Source organism: Micromonospora sp. DT227, from assembly GCF_049841835.1.
Taxonomy (GTDB): domain Bacteria; phylum Actinomycetota; class Actinomycetes; order Mycobacteriales; family Micromonosporaceae; genus Micromonospora.
In genome coordinates this window covers 376,392-391,595 of sequence record NZ_JBNCLA010000002.1, presented here as the reverse complement: position 1 = coordinate 391,595, position 15,204 = coordinate 376,392, and the positions used below count along the sequence as shown (strand labels likewise).

At 74.8% G+C, this 15,204-nt stretch carries 14 protein-coding genes; 9 read left to right on the top strand and 5 right to left on the bottom strand.

Annotated features, from left to right (window positions below; genetic code table 11):
- Nucleotides 1-10: 10 nt before the first annotated feature.
- Both ACLQ2W_RS10760 and ACLQ2W_RS10755 read left to right on the top strand, forming a co-directional pair.
- Nucleotides 11-484 (top strand): hypothetical protein, encoded by a 474-nt coding sequence (locus ACLQ2W_RS10760; RefSeq protein WP_425786266.1) that lies wholly within the window; start codon nucleotides 11-13, stop codon nucleotides 482-484.
- An 86-nt stretch (nucleotides 485-570) separates the two neighbouring features.
- Entirely contained in the window at nucleotides 571-1,035 is a 465-nt protein-coding gene (locus tag ACLQ2W_RS10755; RefSeq protein ID WP_425786265.1) for a hypothetical protein, read from the top strand.
- A 2-nt stretch (nucleotides 1,036-1,037) separates the two neighbouring features.
- Here the strand turns inward: ACLQ2W_RS10755 and ACLQ2W_RS10750 are convergent, their stop codons facing one another.
- Nucleotides 1,038-2,021, bottom strand: coding sequence for a GNAT family N-acetyltransferase (locus ACLQ2W_RS10750; RefSeq protein WP_425786264.1), 984 nt, complete (start codon nucleotides 2,019-2,021; stop codon nucleotides 1,038-1,040).
- Between the two features lie 79 nt (nucleotides 2,022-2,100).
- Here ACLQ2W_RS10750 and fdxA point away from each other — a divergent pair, with 79 nt between their 5' ends.
- From fdxA to ACLQ2W_RS10725, 5 genes are all read left to right on the top strand, one after another.
- Nucleotides 2,101-2,427, top strand: coding sequence for a ferredoxin (gene fdxA / locus ACLQ2W_RS10745; protein ID WP_107077162.1), 327 nt, complete (start codon nucleotides 2,101-2,103; stop codon nucleotides 2,425-2,427).
- Nucleotides 2,424-3,542 carry a succinyldiaminopimelate transaminase gene (dapC, locus tag ACLQ2W_RS10740; RefSeq protein WP_425786485.1) on the top strand — a complete coding sequence of 373 codons (1,119 nt, stop codon included), beginning with the start codon at nucleotides 2,424-2,426 and terminating at the stop codon, nucleotides 3,540-3,542. The genes fdxA and dapC overlap by 4 nt, the downstream gene beginning before the upstream one ends.
- A 128-nt stretch (nucleotides 3,543-3,670) precedes the next feature.
- Complete coding sequence (locus tag ACLQ2W_RS10735; RefSeq protein WP_425786263.1) at nucleotides 3,671-4,696, top strand: prephenate dehydrogenase; 1,026 nt, start codon at nucleotides 3,671-3,673, stop codon at nucleotides 4,694-4,696.
- A 5-nt stretch (nucleotides 4,697-4,701) separates the two neighbouring features.
- Complete coding sequence (locus tag ACLQ2W_RS10730; RefSeq protein ID WP_107162089.1) at nucleotides 4,702-5,343, top strand: SIMPL domain-containing protein; 642 nt, start codon at nucleotides 4,702-4,704, stop codon at nucleotides 5,341-5,343.
- Nucleotides 5,343-5,990, top strand: coding sequence for a nucleoside/nucleotide kinase family protein (locus ACLQ2W_RS10725; RefSeq protein ID WP_425786262.1), 648 nt, complete (start codon nucleotides 5,343-5,345; stop codon nucleotides 5,988-5,990). The genes ACLQ2W_RS10730 and ACLQ2W_RS10725 overlap by 1 nt, the downstream gene beginning before the upstream one ends.
- A gap of 32 nt (nucleotides 5,991-6,022) precedes the next feature.
- On the opposite strand, the gene ACLQ2W_RS10720 is transcribed toward ACLQ2W_RS10725, so the two are convergent.
- Nucleotides 6,023-8,581, bottom strand: coding sequence for a hypothetical protein (locus ACLQ2W_RS10720; RefSeq protein ID WP_425786261.1), 2,559 nt, complete (start codon nucleotides 8,579-8,581; stop codon nucleotides 6,023-6,025).
- A 94-nt stretch (nucleotides 8,582-8,675) separates the two neighbouring features.
- The gene (locus ACLQ2W_RS10715) at nucleotides 8,676-9,233 is read right to left on the bottom strand and encodes a sugar O-acetyltransferase (RefSeq protein WP_425786260.1); all 558 of its coding nucleotides are present in this window, start codon (nucleotides 9,231-9,233) and stop codon (nucleotides 8,676-8,678) included.
- A 116-nt stretch (nucleotides 9,234-9,349) separates the two neighbouring features.
- On the opposite strand from ACLQ2W_RS10715, the gene ACLQ2W_RS10710 reads away from it, so the two are divergent.
- Nucleotides 9,350-12,718, top strand: a complete 3,369-nt coding sequence (locus tag ACLQ2W_RS10710; protein ID WP_425786259.1) for a S8 family serine peptidase — start codon at nucleotides 9,350-9,352, stop codon at nucleotides 12,716-12,718.
- Between the two features lie 114 nt (nucleotides 12,719-12,832).
- Here ACLQ2W_RS10710 and dapD read toward each other — a convergent pair whose 3' ends face one another.
- Nucleotides 12,833-13,789 carry a 2,3,4,5-tetrahydropyridine-2,6-dicarboxylate N-succinyltransferase gene (dapD, locus tag ACLQ2W_RS10705; protein WP_425786258.1) on the bottom strand — a complete coding sequence of 319 codons (957 nt, stop codon included), beginning with the start codon at nucleotides 13,787-13,789 and terminating at the stop codon, nucleotides 12,833-12,835.
- A gap of 103 nt (nucleotides 13,790-13,892) precedes the next feature.
- Between dapD and dapE the strand changes: the two genes are divergently transcribed.
- Nucleotides 13,893-14,963: a succinyl-diaminopimelate desuccinylase gene (gene dapE, locus ACLQ2W_RS10700; RefSeq protein WP_405091104.1), complete on the top strand. Its 1,071-nt coding sequence runs from the start codon at nucleotides 13,893-13,895 to the stop codon at nucleotides 14,961-14,963.
- Nucleotides 14,964-15,013: 50 nt separating this feature from the next.
- Here dapE and ACLQ2W_RS10695 read toward each other — a convergent pair whose 3' ends face one another.
- Entirely contained in the window at nucleotides 15,014-15,175 is a 162-nt protein-coding gene (locus ACLQ2W_RS10695) for a hypothetical protein (RefSeq protein WP_199199950.1), read from the bottom strand.
- Nucleotides 15,176-15,204: the final 29 nt, after the last annotated feature.

Here is a 15,204-nt window from a genome sequence, read left to right as displayed (position 1 = left end):
CGCCGCGCCCGTGTCGGTCCTTCCGGAGCAGCAGCCGCCCGCACCGCCCAGCGCGGTGGAGCGGGCGCTGGACCGCGTGCTGCGGGTGGCCGGCGGCGTGGTGTCGGTCTGGGCCGGCGCGCTGTTCGCGCTGCTCGATCTGATCTTCGCCACCTGGGCCTGGGCGGCGGTGCAGGGCCGGTCCGGGGGCGCGCAGGCGCTCGTCGGCATCGGCCTGGCGGTCGCCGGGATCGCCGCGGTGGCGGCGTCGACGGTGCTGCTGGGCTGGTTCGCGCACCTGTCGACGGGCAGCCGGTGGGGGGTGGCGCTGGCCGCGCTGCCGTGGTTCCTGGTGATCGTCGTGGGCGGGTTCCGGACCACCGAGGGCGATCTGGCGCTCGCCGGCGACAACGTGCTCGGCCTGGCGTTGATCGTCTCCGGCGCGGTCACCTTCGCGGTGCTCGGCTTCCGGCACGTGGTGACGCCACCGGCGGTCGACCGCTGAGGTGCTGACGCCGCACCGGCGGCGGTGGTAGACATTCCTGCCAGAGGCTCGCCGCCGGGGCGGGCGGTACGTGCGGGAGGCGTGCGATGGGTCAGCGGTGGCGTGCGGTCGGGGTGCTGACGGCCGCGTTGTTCGCGGTCAACGTGGTGGCGCGGCTGGTCATCAGGTTCGCCTTCCCGGACGACGACACCGCCGCCAGCCGGGTCTCGCTGGTGATGTTCCTGGCGATCGGTCTGGTCCTGGCCGGCGTGTCGTTCCGCTGGGGCGCCGACCGGCCGGTCGGGCACTGGGCCGGTGACCTGGCCGTCGCGGTGGTGGCGGCGCTGGCGCTGACCGTCTTCGTCGGCCCGCTGCTGGTCGGCGAGAACCCGTTCGGCGGGGGCGCCGGCCTGTTCTTCGCCCAGATCTGGCTCTACCTCGCGGCCACCGCGGCCGGGGTGCTGGTCGGCTACCTGACGCTCACCGCGCTGGGCCGTGACTTCCGCTCCCGCCAGCTCAAGCGGTACGCCGAGCTGAAGACGTCCCGGCCCCGCCGGATCGTCCGCCGCTGACGTCAGGGCGCCACCCGGGTCAGGTAGGTGTGGTGGGTGGTGAAGCCGAGCCGGTGGTAGAGCGCCACCGCGCCGATGTTGCGCTGCTCGACCTGGAGGAACGCCCGGGTGGCCCCCTCGGCCGCGGCCCAGCCGGCCAGTGCGCGGACGACCGCGGCGGCGTACCCGTGCCGGCGGGCCTCCGGCAGCACTTCGAGCAGGCTCACGCCGAGCCACCGCCCCCCGCCGGTGACGGTGCCGCGCCCCACCGCGAGCAGTCGGCCGTCGACCCGTAGCTCGGCGAAGCGGATCCGGTCCACGGCGGTGAGCACGTGCCGCGCGGCCTCCGGGAGCCCGCCCTTGCGGTCGGCGGCGATCGCCAGCCAGTCGTCGGTGGGCGCGACCGCCAGCGCCACCGGCGGCAGGTCGGTGACGGCCGGCGCCACCGGCGGCGGGGCGGCGGTGGGCGGCGGGGCGGTCAGGGTGGTGAGCGGCACGGTCTGGACCAGCACCGGCGGGCGGGCCGTCCAGCCGCGCGCGTCGAGTTCCGCGCCGACCGGGGCGGCCAGCGGCAGCGGCGTGTTCACCAGGGCCGGCTGGCCGAGGTCGGCGTACCAGCGCTGCACCGCGTCCAGCGCCGCCGGCAGCGGCCGGTCGGGGTCGCCGATCGGGAGCGCGCTGTTCGCCCGGCCGGTCCAACCGGCCGCGGAACGCAGCCGCCAGTCGCCGAGTCGGCCGCGAACCGGGGCCGGCCACGCCTCATCGCTTGCGCTTTCCAGGTCGACCACGGCGACGGCGGTCGGCCGGCGAGCCGGTGGCACCCGCTTCGCCCGGTGCACCTCACCGACCGGCACGCGGAGCGGGCCACCGTCCGTGACCAGCGTAATGTGCGTCTCACTCAGCTCGACCAGATCGCCGAGCGCGTCGGAGAACAGCGGCCGGCCCTCCCGGATCCCCACGATTCGGCGGACCACGATCCGGTGTCCCACATCCTGCTGTCGGAGCACGATCGACCTCCTCCCCGGCGAGATACTAGGCTCTTACCGTTGCGGATGATCGCGACGAGTCTTGCGGAGGAGAAGACCGGTGACCTACATCATCGCCGAGCCGTGCGTGGATGTGCTCGACAAGGCATGCATCGAGGAGTGCCCGGTCGACTGCATCTACGAGGGCAATCGGATGCTCTACATCCACCCCGACGAGTGCGTCGACTGTGGGGCCTGCGAGCCGGTCTGCCCGGTGGAAGCGATCTTCTACGAGGACGACGTGCCGGAGCAGTGGAAGGACTACACCGGCGCGAACTACGAGTTCTTCGAGGACCTGGGTTCGCCCGGGGGCGCCTCCAAGATCGGCAAGGTGGAGAAGGACGCCACCTTCGTCGCCGCGCAGCCGCCGCGCGGCGAGGACCACTGAGCCGGTCCGCGCCGGTTTCGGCACGGCTGCCCGAGTTCACCTGGGACACGCTGGACGCCGCGGCCGCCACGGCCGCGGCGCACCCGGACGGTCTCATCAACCTCTCCATGGGTACGCCTGTCGACCCGGTGCCACCGCTGATCCGGCAGGCGCTTGCCGACGCGTCGGACGCGCCCGGCTACCCGCTGACCGCGGGCACGCCCGCCCTGCGGGACGCGATCGCGGCCTGGGTGGCCCGGGCCTGCGGCGCGGGCGTCGACGGGTTGGGTGTGCTGCCGACCATCGGCTCCAAGGAGCTGGTGGCCTGGCTGCCGACGCTGCTCGGGCTCGGCCCCGGTGACGTGGTCGTGGTGCCGACCGTCGCGTACCCGACGTACGAGGACGGGGCCCGGCTGGCGGGCGCCACGACGGTGCGCAGCGACTCGTTGACCGCGCTCGGCCCGGACCCCCGGGTCCGCCTGGTCTGGGTGAACTCGCCGGGCAACCCGACCGGGCGGGTGCTGCCCGCCGCCCACCTGCGCAAGGTGGTCGAGTGGGCCCGGGAGCGCGGCGCGGTGGTCGCCAGCGACGAGTGCTACCTGCCGCTGGGTTGGGACGCCGAGCCCGTCTCGGTGCTGTCCCCGCAGGTGTGCGGCGGGGACTACGCGGGCGTGCTGGCGGTGCACTCGCTCTCCAAGCGCTCCAACCTGGCCGGCTACCGGGCCGGGTTCGTGGCCGGTGACCCGGCGCTGGTGGCCGAGCTGCTCAAGGTGCGTAAGCACGCCGGGATGATCGTGCCGGCACCGGTGCAGGCCGCCATGGTGGCCGCGCTCGGCGACCAGGCGCACGCCGACGCCCAGCGGGAGCGCTACCGGGTGCGGCGGGAGAAGCTGCGGGCCGCGTTCACCGGCGTCGGCTTCACGGTCGAGCACTCCGAGGCCGGGCTCTACCTCTGGCTGACCCGCGACGAGGACTGCTGGGACACGGTCGACTGGTTGGCCCGGCGGGGCATCCTGGTGGCCGCCGGCGTCTTCTACGGCCCGGCCGGCGCCCGACACGTCCGGGTGGCCCTGACGGAGTCCGACGCGCACATCGACGCCGTAACCGGCCGTCTGAAAGGCGGGACCCCCGCTTAACGTTTCCGGTAGAGGCGGGGCCCCCGCTTGACACCGTGCGCTCCGCTGGCGTGCCGGGCGATATCCTCGGCGGGACTTCCCGCGGGGCCACCCGGGCTCCGCCGACGACGCGGACCCGAGGTGCACCGATGGTGGGCGAGGCGGGCGGGCTGGCACGCGCGGCGGTGGTCGGCACCGGGCTGATCGGCGGCTCGATCCTGCTCCGGCTCCGCGACACCGGGCTCGGCGTCGCCGGCTGGGACCCGGATCCGGCCGTCCGGGGGCAGCTACGCGAGCGGGGCGTCGCGGTCGCCGGGACCGTCGAGGAGGCGGTGGCCGGCCGGGACGTGGTGTTCGTCTGCGGCCCGCTGCCCACGCTGCCCACCACGCTGGCCCGGGTGGCCGCCGCCACCGACGACCGGTGCGTGCTCACGGACGTGGGCAGCGTCAAGGCGGAGGTGGCCACCGCCGCGACCGCGCAGGGGCTCGGGCACCGATTCGTGCCGGGTCACCCGATGGCCGGCGCGGACCGGGCCGGGCTCGGCGCGGCCGGCCCGGAACTGCTCGACGGCGCGGCCTGGGTGCTCTGCCCGGGGCCCACCGGGCTGACCGCGTTCCGGCGGCTGGCCGCGCTGCTCGTCGACGTCTTCCACGCCCGGGTGGTGCCGATGTCCGCGCCGGAGCACGACGCCGCCGCCGCGCTCGCGTCACACGTGCCGCACGTGCTCGCCGGCGCGCTGGCCGGCACGGTGCAACGCTCGCCGCTGCGGGACGCGGTGCTGGCGCTGGCCGCCGGCAGCTTCTCCGACGGCACCCGGGTCGCCGGGGGGCCGCCCGAGCGGACCGCGAACATGCTGCTCGGCAACCGGGACCGGGTGCTCGCCGAGCTGGCCGGCGTCGGTGACTTCCTGACCGAGCTGACCGCCGCGCTGCGGGCCGGGGACGCCGAGGCGCTGGCCGGCCGGCTGGCCGAGGGGCGGGCCGCGCGTGCCGCGCTGCGCGGCCGGGAGCTCGGCACGCACCGCCGGGAGTTCCCGGCCGACGCGGACCACGCCGGCGAGCTGGCCTACCTGCGGGAGCTGGGCGCGGCGGGCGGTCACCTGACCGGGTGCCGGGTGACGGCCGGCGCGGTCGGGTACACCGCGCACCTGCCGGCCACCCCGCCGTTAGGCTGAGCGGCATGGCGGACGCACCGGTCGTGGCGGTACGCGGCGAGGCGTACCGGGAGGTCGCTCCCGAGCTGGCCCGGTTCACGGTGACGGCGGCGGTGCGGGACCGCGACCGGGAGACCACGCTGACCCGGCTGGCCGAGCGGGCCGCCGCGGTGCGGGCGCTGCTCGACGCCGCCGGGCCGACGGTCGCGCGGCGGGAGACCGGTCAGGTCAACGTCTGGCCGGTGACCAGGCGCTCGGGCGACCGGGTGGTGGCCTACCAGGGCAGCGTGAGCACCACGGTCACCGTCACCGACTTCAGCGCGCTCGGTGAGCTGATGCTCCGCCTGGCCGACCACGAGCAGGTCGAGGTGGCCGGTCCGGTGTGGTCGCTGCGGCCGGACAGCCCGGCGTACCGGGAGGTGCGGCACGCCGCGATCGCGGACGCGCTGGCCCGGGCCCGGGAGTACGCGGAGGCCCTCGGCGCCCGGGTCACCGCACTGCGGGAGCTGGCCGACACCGGCCTGACCGCGGCCCCGCCGATGCTGGCCAAGGCGGCGTACGCCCGGTCCGGCGAGTCCGTGCCGGAGCTGGAGCTGGATCCCGCGCCGCAGCCGGTGCACGCGGCGGTCGAGGCGCGGTTCACCATCAGCGACCCGGTGCTCGGCTGATGCCGCCGGCCCAGGTGTTGCCGCTGGCCGAGCTGGTCGCCCGGGCGCGGGCACTCGCCGGGGACGGCCCGCGGCAACTGCTCGGCATCGCCGGCGCGCCCGGCGCGGGCAAGTCCACGCTGGCGGAGCGGATCGTCGCCGAGGTGGGCCCGACCGCCCGGCTGGTGCCGATGGACGGCTTCCACCTGGCCGGGTCGGCGTTGGACCGGCTGGGCCGGGCGGCACGCAAGGGCGCGCCGGACACGTTCGACGTCAACGGCTTCGTCGCCACGCTGCGCCGGTTGCGGCGGCTGGAGCCGACCTCGGTGTGGGCGCCGGAGTTCCGCCGTGATCTGGAGGAGCCGGTCGCCGGGGCGATCGAGGTGCCGCCCGAGGTGCGGCTGGTGGTCACCGAGGGCAACTACCTGCTGCTGCGGGACGACCCGTGGGAGGAGGTGCGGTCGCTGCTGCACCAGGCATGGTTCCTCGACCTGGACGCCGAGCTGCGGCTGCGTCGCCTGACCGCCCGGCACCAGGCGTACGGGAAGTCCGCGGAGCAGGCCCGCGCCTGGGCGCGCGGCAGCGACGAGGAGAACGCCCGGCTTGTCGCCGGCACGGCCGGGCACGCCGACCTGGTGGTCCGGCTGGCCGAGCCGCCGCCGGCGTGACGCCGGTCTGGTGACCAAGGCGGGCCGTGGTGTCAGCCGACGCCGGGCCGGGGTGACGGCACGCTCCGGCGCAGCAGGCGGGCCACCACGGCTCGTTCGCGGGCGAACTCGACCGCCTCCGGGTAGCCGCTGTGGCTGCGGATCGGCGGGTCGGCCACCTCGCCGCCGGTCGGGTGCAGCGCCTCCGGGTCGGCCACCGCCACGTCCCGCTGCCCGGCGCTGACCTGCCAGCCGAGCGGGTCGGTGTCCCGCCAGAAGTTCGTCCAGGCGACGTGGCCGCCGGGCCAGGTGACCGCCCGGGCCAGCGTGCGCAGCCGCTCCGGCCCGAAGTAGGACGGGAAGACCCGGCCGTAGAGCCGGGTGAGCTGGCAGCCGTAGGAGAAGAACCAGGTCCGCCGCCGCCACCGGCGGGGCAGGTGCAGCAGCACCGCGGCGCAGATGACGGTGCCCTGGCTGTGCCCGGAGAGGATCACGCCGTCCATCCGGTCCGGGTGCTGGGGCGGCAGCGCCAGCAGCCCGGCGACCCGGGTCTGGAGTTCCGGTACGGCGCGTTCGGCGTAGCTGGGCGGGGCGAGCGGGTGTGCGGCCCGCGGCCAGAACGTGCACACGTCCCAGACCACGCCGACCGAGCGGCGGACCGAGTCGGTGCGGTAGACCATCAGCCCGAGCGCGCTCGTCACCACCGGCAGCCAACCGAGCACCGCGTCGCCGAGTTCGGCGGCCCAGTGGATCGCGGTCTGCCACCCGGCCGGGGAGAGCGGGCTGGGCCGGTGGCCGGAGAGCGCGGCGGCGCAGCACAGGATGATCAGGAGCGCGGCCCCGGCCGCGAACCAGCCGATCAACCGGACCGCGTGCTCGCCCACCAGGCGGTGCAGCGCCCGGTAGGTGCTGACGTCGCGGCAGCGGCGCAGGTCGTGTGCGGAGAGGCCGTCGGCGGAGGTCAGTCGCGCGTACTCGGCGCGGCGCAGCCGGTGCAGCAGGTACGCGGCGCGGGCCAGCAGCCCGAGCAGGAGGACCAGCCCGATGACGCAGGCCAGCCCGGCCCAGAAGACGGCGAGTGGCGGCACCACGCGCCCCGGGCCGGCCGGGTCGACCGGCCCGTCGAGCCGCTCACTGACCCAGTAGAGCAGCCCGGCGCAGTACGCGACCGCCATCATCCAGCCGAACCCGGCGATGACGGCCGGCGCGCAGCCGTGCCAGGCGAGCCCGGTGTACGCGCCGAGCGGCTGGGTCGGCACGGCGGGCCGCAGGCGCGGCATGAGCAGCCCGCCGATGGCCAGCGCGATGGCCGGGCCGACGAGCATCCAGGTGTGCAGCCCGGCCGGCGCGGCCGGCAGGCCGGGCAGGCCGCGTTCGATCCAGGCCACCCCGAGCGGCAGCAGCACGCCGGCGGCGGCCGGCCCGGCCAGGGCCCGCCGGCCGGAGCGGTTCGCCGCGCCGATGGCCACCAGCAGCAGCACCTGGTAGGTGACGAGCCAGGCGAGCGCGGTCTCGTAGCCGGGCAACGGGCGGGCGGCGCGGCAGCCGGCGAGGTCCGGGACCGCCGGGCAGCCGACAGGTGGCCGGTACGTCGCCAGTGGACGGCCGGCCGGGCCGTCCGGGAGCAGCAGGAGGACGAACGTGCCGAGCAGCCCGAGCGCGGTGAGCACCGCCACCGCGATGCTCCACCGGCCGAGTGGGGTGGCGCCCTGGCGACGGGTCAGCCAGGGGCGACCGACCGCGACCACGGCGATCGTCACCACGGCGACGAACAGCACCACGGTCGGCCAGGCGACCGCGGCCCGCAGTCCGCGCGGCGGGTCCATCAGCAGCACCGCGGCGACCGGCACGGCGGCGGCGGTCACCGCCCCGGTGCACAGGTGCAGCACCGCGGCGCGGCGCAGTTGCCCCTCCCCGTTCCAGAACGTCGGGTCCTGCAACGGGTTCTCCAGCGGTTCCGGCGGTTCGGCCCGGTCCGGGCGGGCGCGGGGCTCGGCCGGCATCTCCGCCTCGTACTGGTAGGTGCGCCAGGCGACCAGCCCGATCGCGCCCAGCACGAGCAGCGGCAGCAGCAGCCCGAGGGCCAGCGCCCGGGTGTCCCGACGCCACCAGGCGTTGCCGAGGAACTCCCACGGGCCGGGGAGCTGGCCCAGGCACTCCCGGCCCACGCACTGCCAGCCGATGAGGTCGACGCCGATCCCGGTCACGGCGATGACCAGGGTGCAGGTCAGGCTGAGGCAGAACAGCCGGATGAGCCAGGCGGTGATGCCGGAGCGGCTGGCCCAACGCTCCCGGTCCGGGTCCGCCGGGATGCCGTCCCGGGCGTGCAGCGCGACGTTCGCCAGCGCGAAGGGCAGCAGCAGCGTCCAGAGCGCGCGTTCGATGTCCCGCCGGGTCCGCGCGCCGGAGGTCAACTTCCCCCAGCTGTACGCCTCGACGCTGATCGGGTCGTCCCGGTCGGCCTGGGTGGAACGGTAGAAACCGGTCACCTGTCCGCCGGCGACCAGCTCCGGTTGGGGGCCGTCACCGCCCGGTCCGGGGTCGAGGCCGAGTAGCTGATCCGGTGGGGTGTTGGACACCCCGTGCACCCGTAGTTCCAGCACGCGCTCCATCGGGGCCTCCCCAGAGTGAGCATCTCACTACCCAGAGTGCGCGCACATTCCGGAATTCGCATCCCCCCGGAGGGTTGTTTCGGCAGCTCAGGCGTCAGATCAGGGTCCTGGTCGGCCGGGCCGGGTTACCCACCGCCACCACGTTCGCCGGCAGGTCCCGGGTCACCACCGCGCCGGCGCCGACCACCGTGTTCTCGCCGATGGTCACGCCGGCGAGCACGATCACGCCGCCGCCGAGCCAGACGTTGTCGCCGATGGTGATCGGCTGCGCCGCCTCCCACTTGGCCCGGCGCGCCTCCGGCTCCACCGGGTGGGTGGCGGTGAGGAGCTGCACGTTCGGTCCGATCTGGACGTCGGCGCCGATGGTGATCCGGGCGACGTCGAGGAAGACCGCGTTGAAGTTGACGAAGGTGCGCGGCCCGAGGTGGGTCTGGAAGCCGTAGTCGCAGTGGAACGGGGGGCGGATCCAGGCGTCCTCGCCGAGCGTGCCGAGCAGTTCGCGTAGCGCGGCGAGGCGGCCCTGCGGGTCGTCGGCGTCGCTGCGGTTGAAGCGTTCGGTGAGTCGGGCGGCGCGGTCCAGATCGGCGACGATCGCGGGGTCGTCGGCGAGGTACAGCTCGCCGGCCAGCATGCGGTCCCTCATGGCGCTCATCGGTGGATCATCCCCGGTTCGGCCACCCCGGGGGAACCGGTTCGGTCGGATAAGCGACTTCCGATTGCATACGCGGTATGCAATTCTGATAACCCACATCGATGTGCCTTCTGTCGATGAGACGCCTCACCGAGGAGGAAAGGTTGCCCCAGAACCGCAGAAGACTGGCCGCGCTCGGCCTCACCCTGGGCCTGGCGCTCGGCCTGCCCGTGCCCGCCCAGGCCACCACGTCGGCGGCCCCGACCGGTACGCCCGCCCCGACCGGGTCGTCGACCCGGCCGGCCACCGTCACCCTGATCACCGGTGACCAGGTCACCGTCGCCGCCGGCGGTCGCGCCGCGGTCCGTCCCGGCGCCGGTCGCGCCAAGCTCCAGTTCGTGGTCCGCCGCGAGCGCACCGGCCTCAGCGTGGTCCCCCAGGACGCGTTGGCGCTGATCCGCTCCGGCCGGCTCGACCGGCGACTGTTCGACGTCACCGGCCTGATCGCGGCCGGCTACGACGACGCGCACCGCGACACCGTGCCGCTGCTGGTGTCGTACCGGCCGGGGGTGGCCCGGCGGGCGGCGGCCCCGCTCGCCGGCACCCGGGTGATCCGCGACCTGCCGGCGATCGGCGGCGCGGCGCTCGCCGCGACCAAGGCCGACACCGGCTCGCTCTGGCGGGCGGTCGCCGCGGACCGCTCCGGCGCCCGGCTCGACGCGGCGGGGGGTGTCGACCGGATCTGGCTGGACGGGCGGCGGCGGCTGACGCTGGACCACAGCGTGCCGCAGATCGGTGCGCCGGCCGCGTGGGCCGCCGGATACACCGGCAAGGGCGTGAAGGTCGCGGTGCTCGACACCGGCGTCGACCTCACCCACCCGGACCTGGCCGGCAAGGTCGCCGAGTCGCGCAACTTCAGCGAGGAGGCGGACCCGGACGACATCGTCGGGCACGGCACCCACGTCGCCTCGATCATCGCCGGTAGCGGCGCCGCCTCCGGCGGGAAGTACCGGGGCGTCGCCCCGGACGCCACGCTGCTGTCCGGAAAGGTCTGCGAGCAGTACGGCTGCACCGAGTCGGCGATCCTGGCCGGCATGCAGTGGGCCGCGGCCGAGCAGCACGCCACCGTGATCAACATGAGCCTCGGTGGCTTCGACACCCCGGAGGTCGACCCGCTGGAGCAGGCGGTCGAGACGCTGACCGCGCAGACCGGCTCGCTCTTCGTGGTCGCCGCCGGAAACGACGGCGCCGACGGTTCGGTCGGCTCGCCGTCCACCGCCGACGCCGCGCTGTCGGTCGGCGCCGTCGACCGCAACGACGACCTGGCCGACTTCTCCAGCCGCGGGCCGCGGGTCGGCGACGGGGCGATCAAGCCGGACATCACCGCGCCCGGTGTGGACATCGTGGCCGCCCGCGCCGCCCACGGCCAGATCGGCGACCCGGTGGGGGACCGGTACGTCTCCCTCTCCGGCACCTCGATGGCGACCCCGCACGTGGCCGGCGCGGTGGCGCTGATCGCCCAGCAGCACCCGGGCTGGAACGCCGGCCGCTACAAGGCCACGCTGATGGCCTCGGCCCGGCCGCACCCCGAGCAGACCGCGTTCCAGCAGGGCGCCGGTCGGGTCGACGTGGCGCACGCGATCACCGAGCAGGTGACGAGCGAACCGTCCTCGGTCTCGTTCGGCGTCGCGGTCTGGCCGCACGCCGACGACAAGCCGATCAGCCGGACCGTCACCTACCGCAACGGCGGCACGACCCCGCTCACGCTGGAGCTGAGCGCCGGGTTCACCGGCCCGGGCGGGCAGTCCGCGCCGGCCGGGATGCTCACCCTCAGCGCCTCCCGGCTCACCGTCCCGGCCGGCGGCACCGCCCAGGTCACCGTCGTGGTGGACACCCGGCTCGGCGGCGCCGACGGGTACTGGACCGGCCGGCTGACCGCCCGATCCGGCGACACCGTCGCGGTCACGCCGCTGGCGGTCAACCGGGAGGTGGAGAGCTACGACCTGACGCTCACCCACCGCAACCGGGCCGGCTCGCTCACCGGTGACTTCTACACCACGCTGATCGGGCTCGACGACGGCGCGACCCGGGACGTGTTCGACGCCGACGGCGCGGCCACGATCCGGGTGCCGAAGGGCCGGTACGGCGTGCAGAGCCTGCTCTTCGTGGCCGACGAGGAGCGCTGGACGGAGATCTCCATGCTCACCCAGCCGGAGCTGGTGGTGACCGGGAACCAGCGGCTCACCCTGGACGCCCGGCGGGCGAAGCCGGTCCGCACCACCGTGCCGCAGCGCGGCGCGGCCCCGCTGTTGATCGACGTCACCGCCGCCTGGAACTTCGGCGACTACTACGCCAGCTTCGGGCTCTGGACGGACACCTTCGACGGCCTCTACTCGGCCCAGCTCGGTCGCGGCGTCTCGGACCAGGTCTTCGTCGGCTCGCTGGCCAGCCAGTGGACCGAACCGACCGCGCCGGAGCGCAGCCCGTACTTCTACGGGCTGAGTGACGTGTTCCCCGGCCGGTTCCCGACCGGCTTCGTCCGGCACTACCAGCCGGCCGACCTGGCGCACGTCACCAGCCGCTTCGCGAACGGGTACGCCGGGCTGGAGAACGAGCGGATCGTGTACCCGGAGCCTGACTACAACATGGGCGGCTCGGCGATCGTCGTGCCGGTCCAGGCGCCCGGCCGGCGGATCGAGCACCTGAGCACCGCCCGGACCCGCTGGAACTTCGAGCAGGACTTCGGCAAGCGCGACGAGGACGGCTGGCTGAACACGCAGGCGGTGCTGGAGTCCGGGCCGACCCGCTACCAGGCCGGCCGCAGCTACGCCGAGACGTGGAACGCCGCGCCGTACGGGCCGTCCTTCCCGCCGCCGCGCTGGCCCGAACAGGGCATCACCCGCACCGGTGACACCATGGTGGTCTCCCTGCCGATGCACAGCGACGCGGCCGGGCACGGAGGCGGTTCGCTCAACGACACCGAACGCACCGCGCTCTACCGCAACGGCAAGCTGGTCGGCGAGGTCGCCGCACCCGGCTACGGCGTGTTCGAGGACCTGCCCCCGGGGCTCGCGAACTACCGGCTGGACACCGTCGCGAAGCGTTCCTTCACCGACCTCGGCACCGAGGTCGCGGCGAGCTGGACGTTCCGCTCGAAGCGGGTGCCGGGCGAGCAGCCGGCCCGGTTGCCGGCGATGGCGGTCCGGTTCACCCCGTCGCTCACGGCGGACGGCACCGCGCCGGCCGGCCGCACGTTCACCGTCCCGGTGGCGGTGCAGCGCCAGCCCGGCGCACCGGCCGGCACGGTCGCGGCGCTCACCGTCGACGTCTCCTACGACGGCGGGAAGACGTGGCGGAAGGCGCCCCTGAAGAAGCAGGGCACCGGGTGGACGGCCACCGTCGTGCACCCGGCCGGTCCCGGCTACGCGTCGCTGCGGGCCACGGCCCGCGACGACGCCGGCAACACGGTCACCCAGCGGATCATCCAGGCGTACCGCCTGCGGTGAGCCGGCCGTCCGGGTCCGTGGCGGTCGCGCCGCGGACCCGGACGGGGTGGCTCAGTGCCGACTCTGTTCGCGACTGCGGGGCTCGCAGACCCGGCTCACTCCTCGCGGCGAACGTCAGTTGGCGTGCAGGGCGGCGTTCAGCTCGATGCCCCGGCCGGTGCGCGGCCTCGCCTCCAGCGCGCCGGTCACCGAGTTGCGCCAGAACAGCAGCCCGTCCACGCCGGACAGTTCGCGGGCCTTGACCACCCGGCCGTCCGGCAGGGTGATCTTGGAGGCCGCGGTGAGGTAGCAGCCCGCCTCCACCACGCAGTCGTCGCCGAGCGAGATACCGACGCCCGCGTTCGCGCCGACCAGGCTCCGCTCGCCGATCCGGACCCGGTCCTTGCCGCCGCCGGACAGCGTGCCCATGATCGAGGCGCCGCCGCCGATGTCGGAGCCGTCCCCGACCACCACGCCCTGCACGATCCGCCCCTCGACCATCGAGGTGCCCAGCGTGCCGGCGTTGAAGTTGACGAAGCCCTCGTGCATGACCGTGGTGCCGGCGGCCAGGTGCGCACCGAGCCGGACCCGGTCCGCGTCGGCGATCCGCACCCCGCCCGGCACCACGTAGTCGGTCATCCGGGGGAACTTGTCCACCCCGTGCACGACCAGGTGGCGGCCGGCGGCCCGCTCGATCACCCGCAGCTCGTCCACCCGCTCCGGCGGGCACGGCCCGGCCGAGGTCCAGGCCACGTTGGCCAGCTTGCCGAAGACGCCGTCGAGGTTCAGCTCGTTGGGCCGCACCAGGCGGTGGGAGAGCAGGTGCAACCGGAGGTACGCGTCGGCCGCGTCCTTGATCGGATCGTCGAGCGAGCCGATCACCGTGGTCACCTCGACGGTACGCAGGCCGGGCAGCGCGCGCTCGCCGACCGCGCCCGGCGGCAGGTCGAGCACGTCGGCCTGGTCCTCCCCGGGCACCAGGGGCAGCTCGCCGAGACCCAGCTTGCCGGTCGGGTACCAGGTGTCGAGCACCTGGTCGTCGGCGGTGACGGTGGCCAGGCCGATGCCCCAGGCGGATGGTGCGGACGTCACGGTGACACCTCTCTCCTCCGGCGGCGGCGTCCGCCGCTGCTCGCGGCCGCGGGCGCGGAACGTGTCCCTCGCACCCGCCGAGGATGACGGTACCGTGCGAGACATGCAGAACCCGTTGACCCCCGAGGTCCTGGCCGATCCGGTGGCACTGACCCGTGCCCTGGTCGACATCGAGTCGGTCTCCCTCAACGAGAAGGCGATCACCGACTGCGTCGAGGAGGTGCTGCGCGGCGTACCCCACCTGAGCACCCAACGGCACTCGAACACGCTGATGGCCCGCACCGACCTGGGCCGCCCGCAGCGGGTGGTGCTCGCCGGCCACCTGGACACCGTGCCGCTCAACGGCAACTTCCCGTCGAGCATGCGCGGCGACCTGATGTACGGCTGCGGCACCTCCGACATGAAGTCCGGGGTGGCCTTCGCGCTGCACCTGGCCGTGACGCTGCCCGACCCGCGCTACGACGTCACGTACTTCTTCTACGAGGCCGAGGAGATCGAGTCCCGCTACAACGGCCTCACGCTGGTGTCGCAGAGCCACCCCGAGTGGCTGACGGCCGACTTCGCGGTGCTGCTGGAGCCCACGTACGGGATCGTCGAGGCGGGCTGCCAGGGCACGATGCGGGCGGTCGTCACCACGCACGGCGAGCGGGCCCACGCCGCCCGCTCCTGGCACGGGGTGAACGCCATCCACGGCGCCGGTGAGGTGTTGCGCCGGCTGGGCGCGTACGAGGCGCGTCGGGTGACCATCGAGGGCTGCGACTACCGCGAGGGGCTCAACGCCACCGGCATCCACGGCGGGGTGGCCGGCAACGTCATCCCGGACCGCTGCGACATCGAGATCAACTACCGGTACGCCCCGGACCGGGACCCGGCGCAGGCCGAGGCCCACCTGCGCGAGGTCTTCGACGGCTTCGAGCTGACGGTCACCGACGCGGCGGCCGGCGCGGCCCCCGGGCTGGACAACCCGGCCGCGCAGGAGTTCCTGGCCGCGGTCGGCGCCGCCCCGATCGGCAAGCTGGGCTGGACCGACGTGGCCCGGTTCGCGGCCATGGGCATTCCGGCGCTCAACTTCGGCCCCGGCGACCCCAACCTGGCGCACCACAAGGACGAGCACGTCGAGCTGACCAAGATCCGGGACGGCGCGGCCACCCTGCACCGCTGGCTCGCGGCCTGACGTACCGAAGATCCGCAGGCCCGCGCCCGGCGTCGCGGGCCTGCGGATGGTCAGACGCTCGTGGTCAGCGGCGCGTCCGCCTCGTCGCTGTCGGCGGCCGGCTCGGAGCGGTGGGCCTCCATCATCCGGGCGCGGCGGCGCTCGGCCACCACGTCGTGGATCCGCCGCTGCATCTGCCGGCGGATCCGGATCATCTCGCTGTTGCTGATCAAACGCTGGCTCCTCCCCCGAAGGCGCGTCC

Excerpts from the sequence above, each read along its gene's own strand:
- ACLQ2W_RS10755 (WP_425786265.1), top strand. The coding sequence starts at position 571 with ATGGGTCAGCGGTGGCGTGCGGTCGGGGTGCTGACGGCCGCGTTGTTC.
- ACLQ2W_RS10735 (WP_425786263.1), top strand. The coding sequence starts at position 3,671 with ATGGTGGGCGAGGCGGGCGGGCTGGCACGCGCGGCGGTGGTCGGCACC.
- ACLQ2W_RS10730 (WP_107162089.1), top strand. The coding sequence starts at position 4,702 with ATGGCGGACGCACCGGTCGTGGCGGTACGCGGCGAGGCGTACCGGGAG.
- ACLQ2W_RS10725 (WP_425786262.1), top strand. The coding sequence starts at position 5,343 with ATGCCGCCGGCCCAGGTGTTGCCGCTGGCCGAGCTGGTCGCCCGGGCG.
- ACLQ2W_RS10720 (WP_425786261.1), bottom strand. The coding sequence starts at position 8,581 with ATGGAGCGCGTGCTGGAACTACGGGTGCACGGGGTGTCCAACACCCCA.
- ACLQ2W_RS10715 (WP_425786260.1), bottom strand. The coding sequence starts at position 9,233 with ATGAGCGCCATGAGGGACCGCATGCTGGCCGGCGAGCTGTACCTCGCC.
- ACLQ2W_RS10710 (WP_425786259.1), top strand. The coding sequence starts at position 9,350 with ATGAGACGCCTCACCGAGGAGGAAAGGTTGCCCCAGAACCGCAGAAGA.
- dapE (WP_405091104.1), top strand. The coding sequence starts at position 13,893 with ATGCAGAACCCGTTGACCCCCGAGGTCCTGGCCGATCCGGTGGCACTG.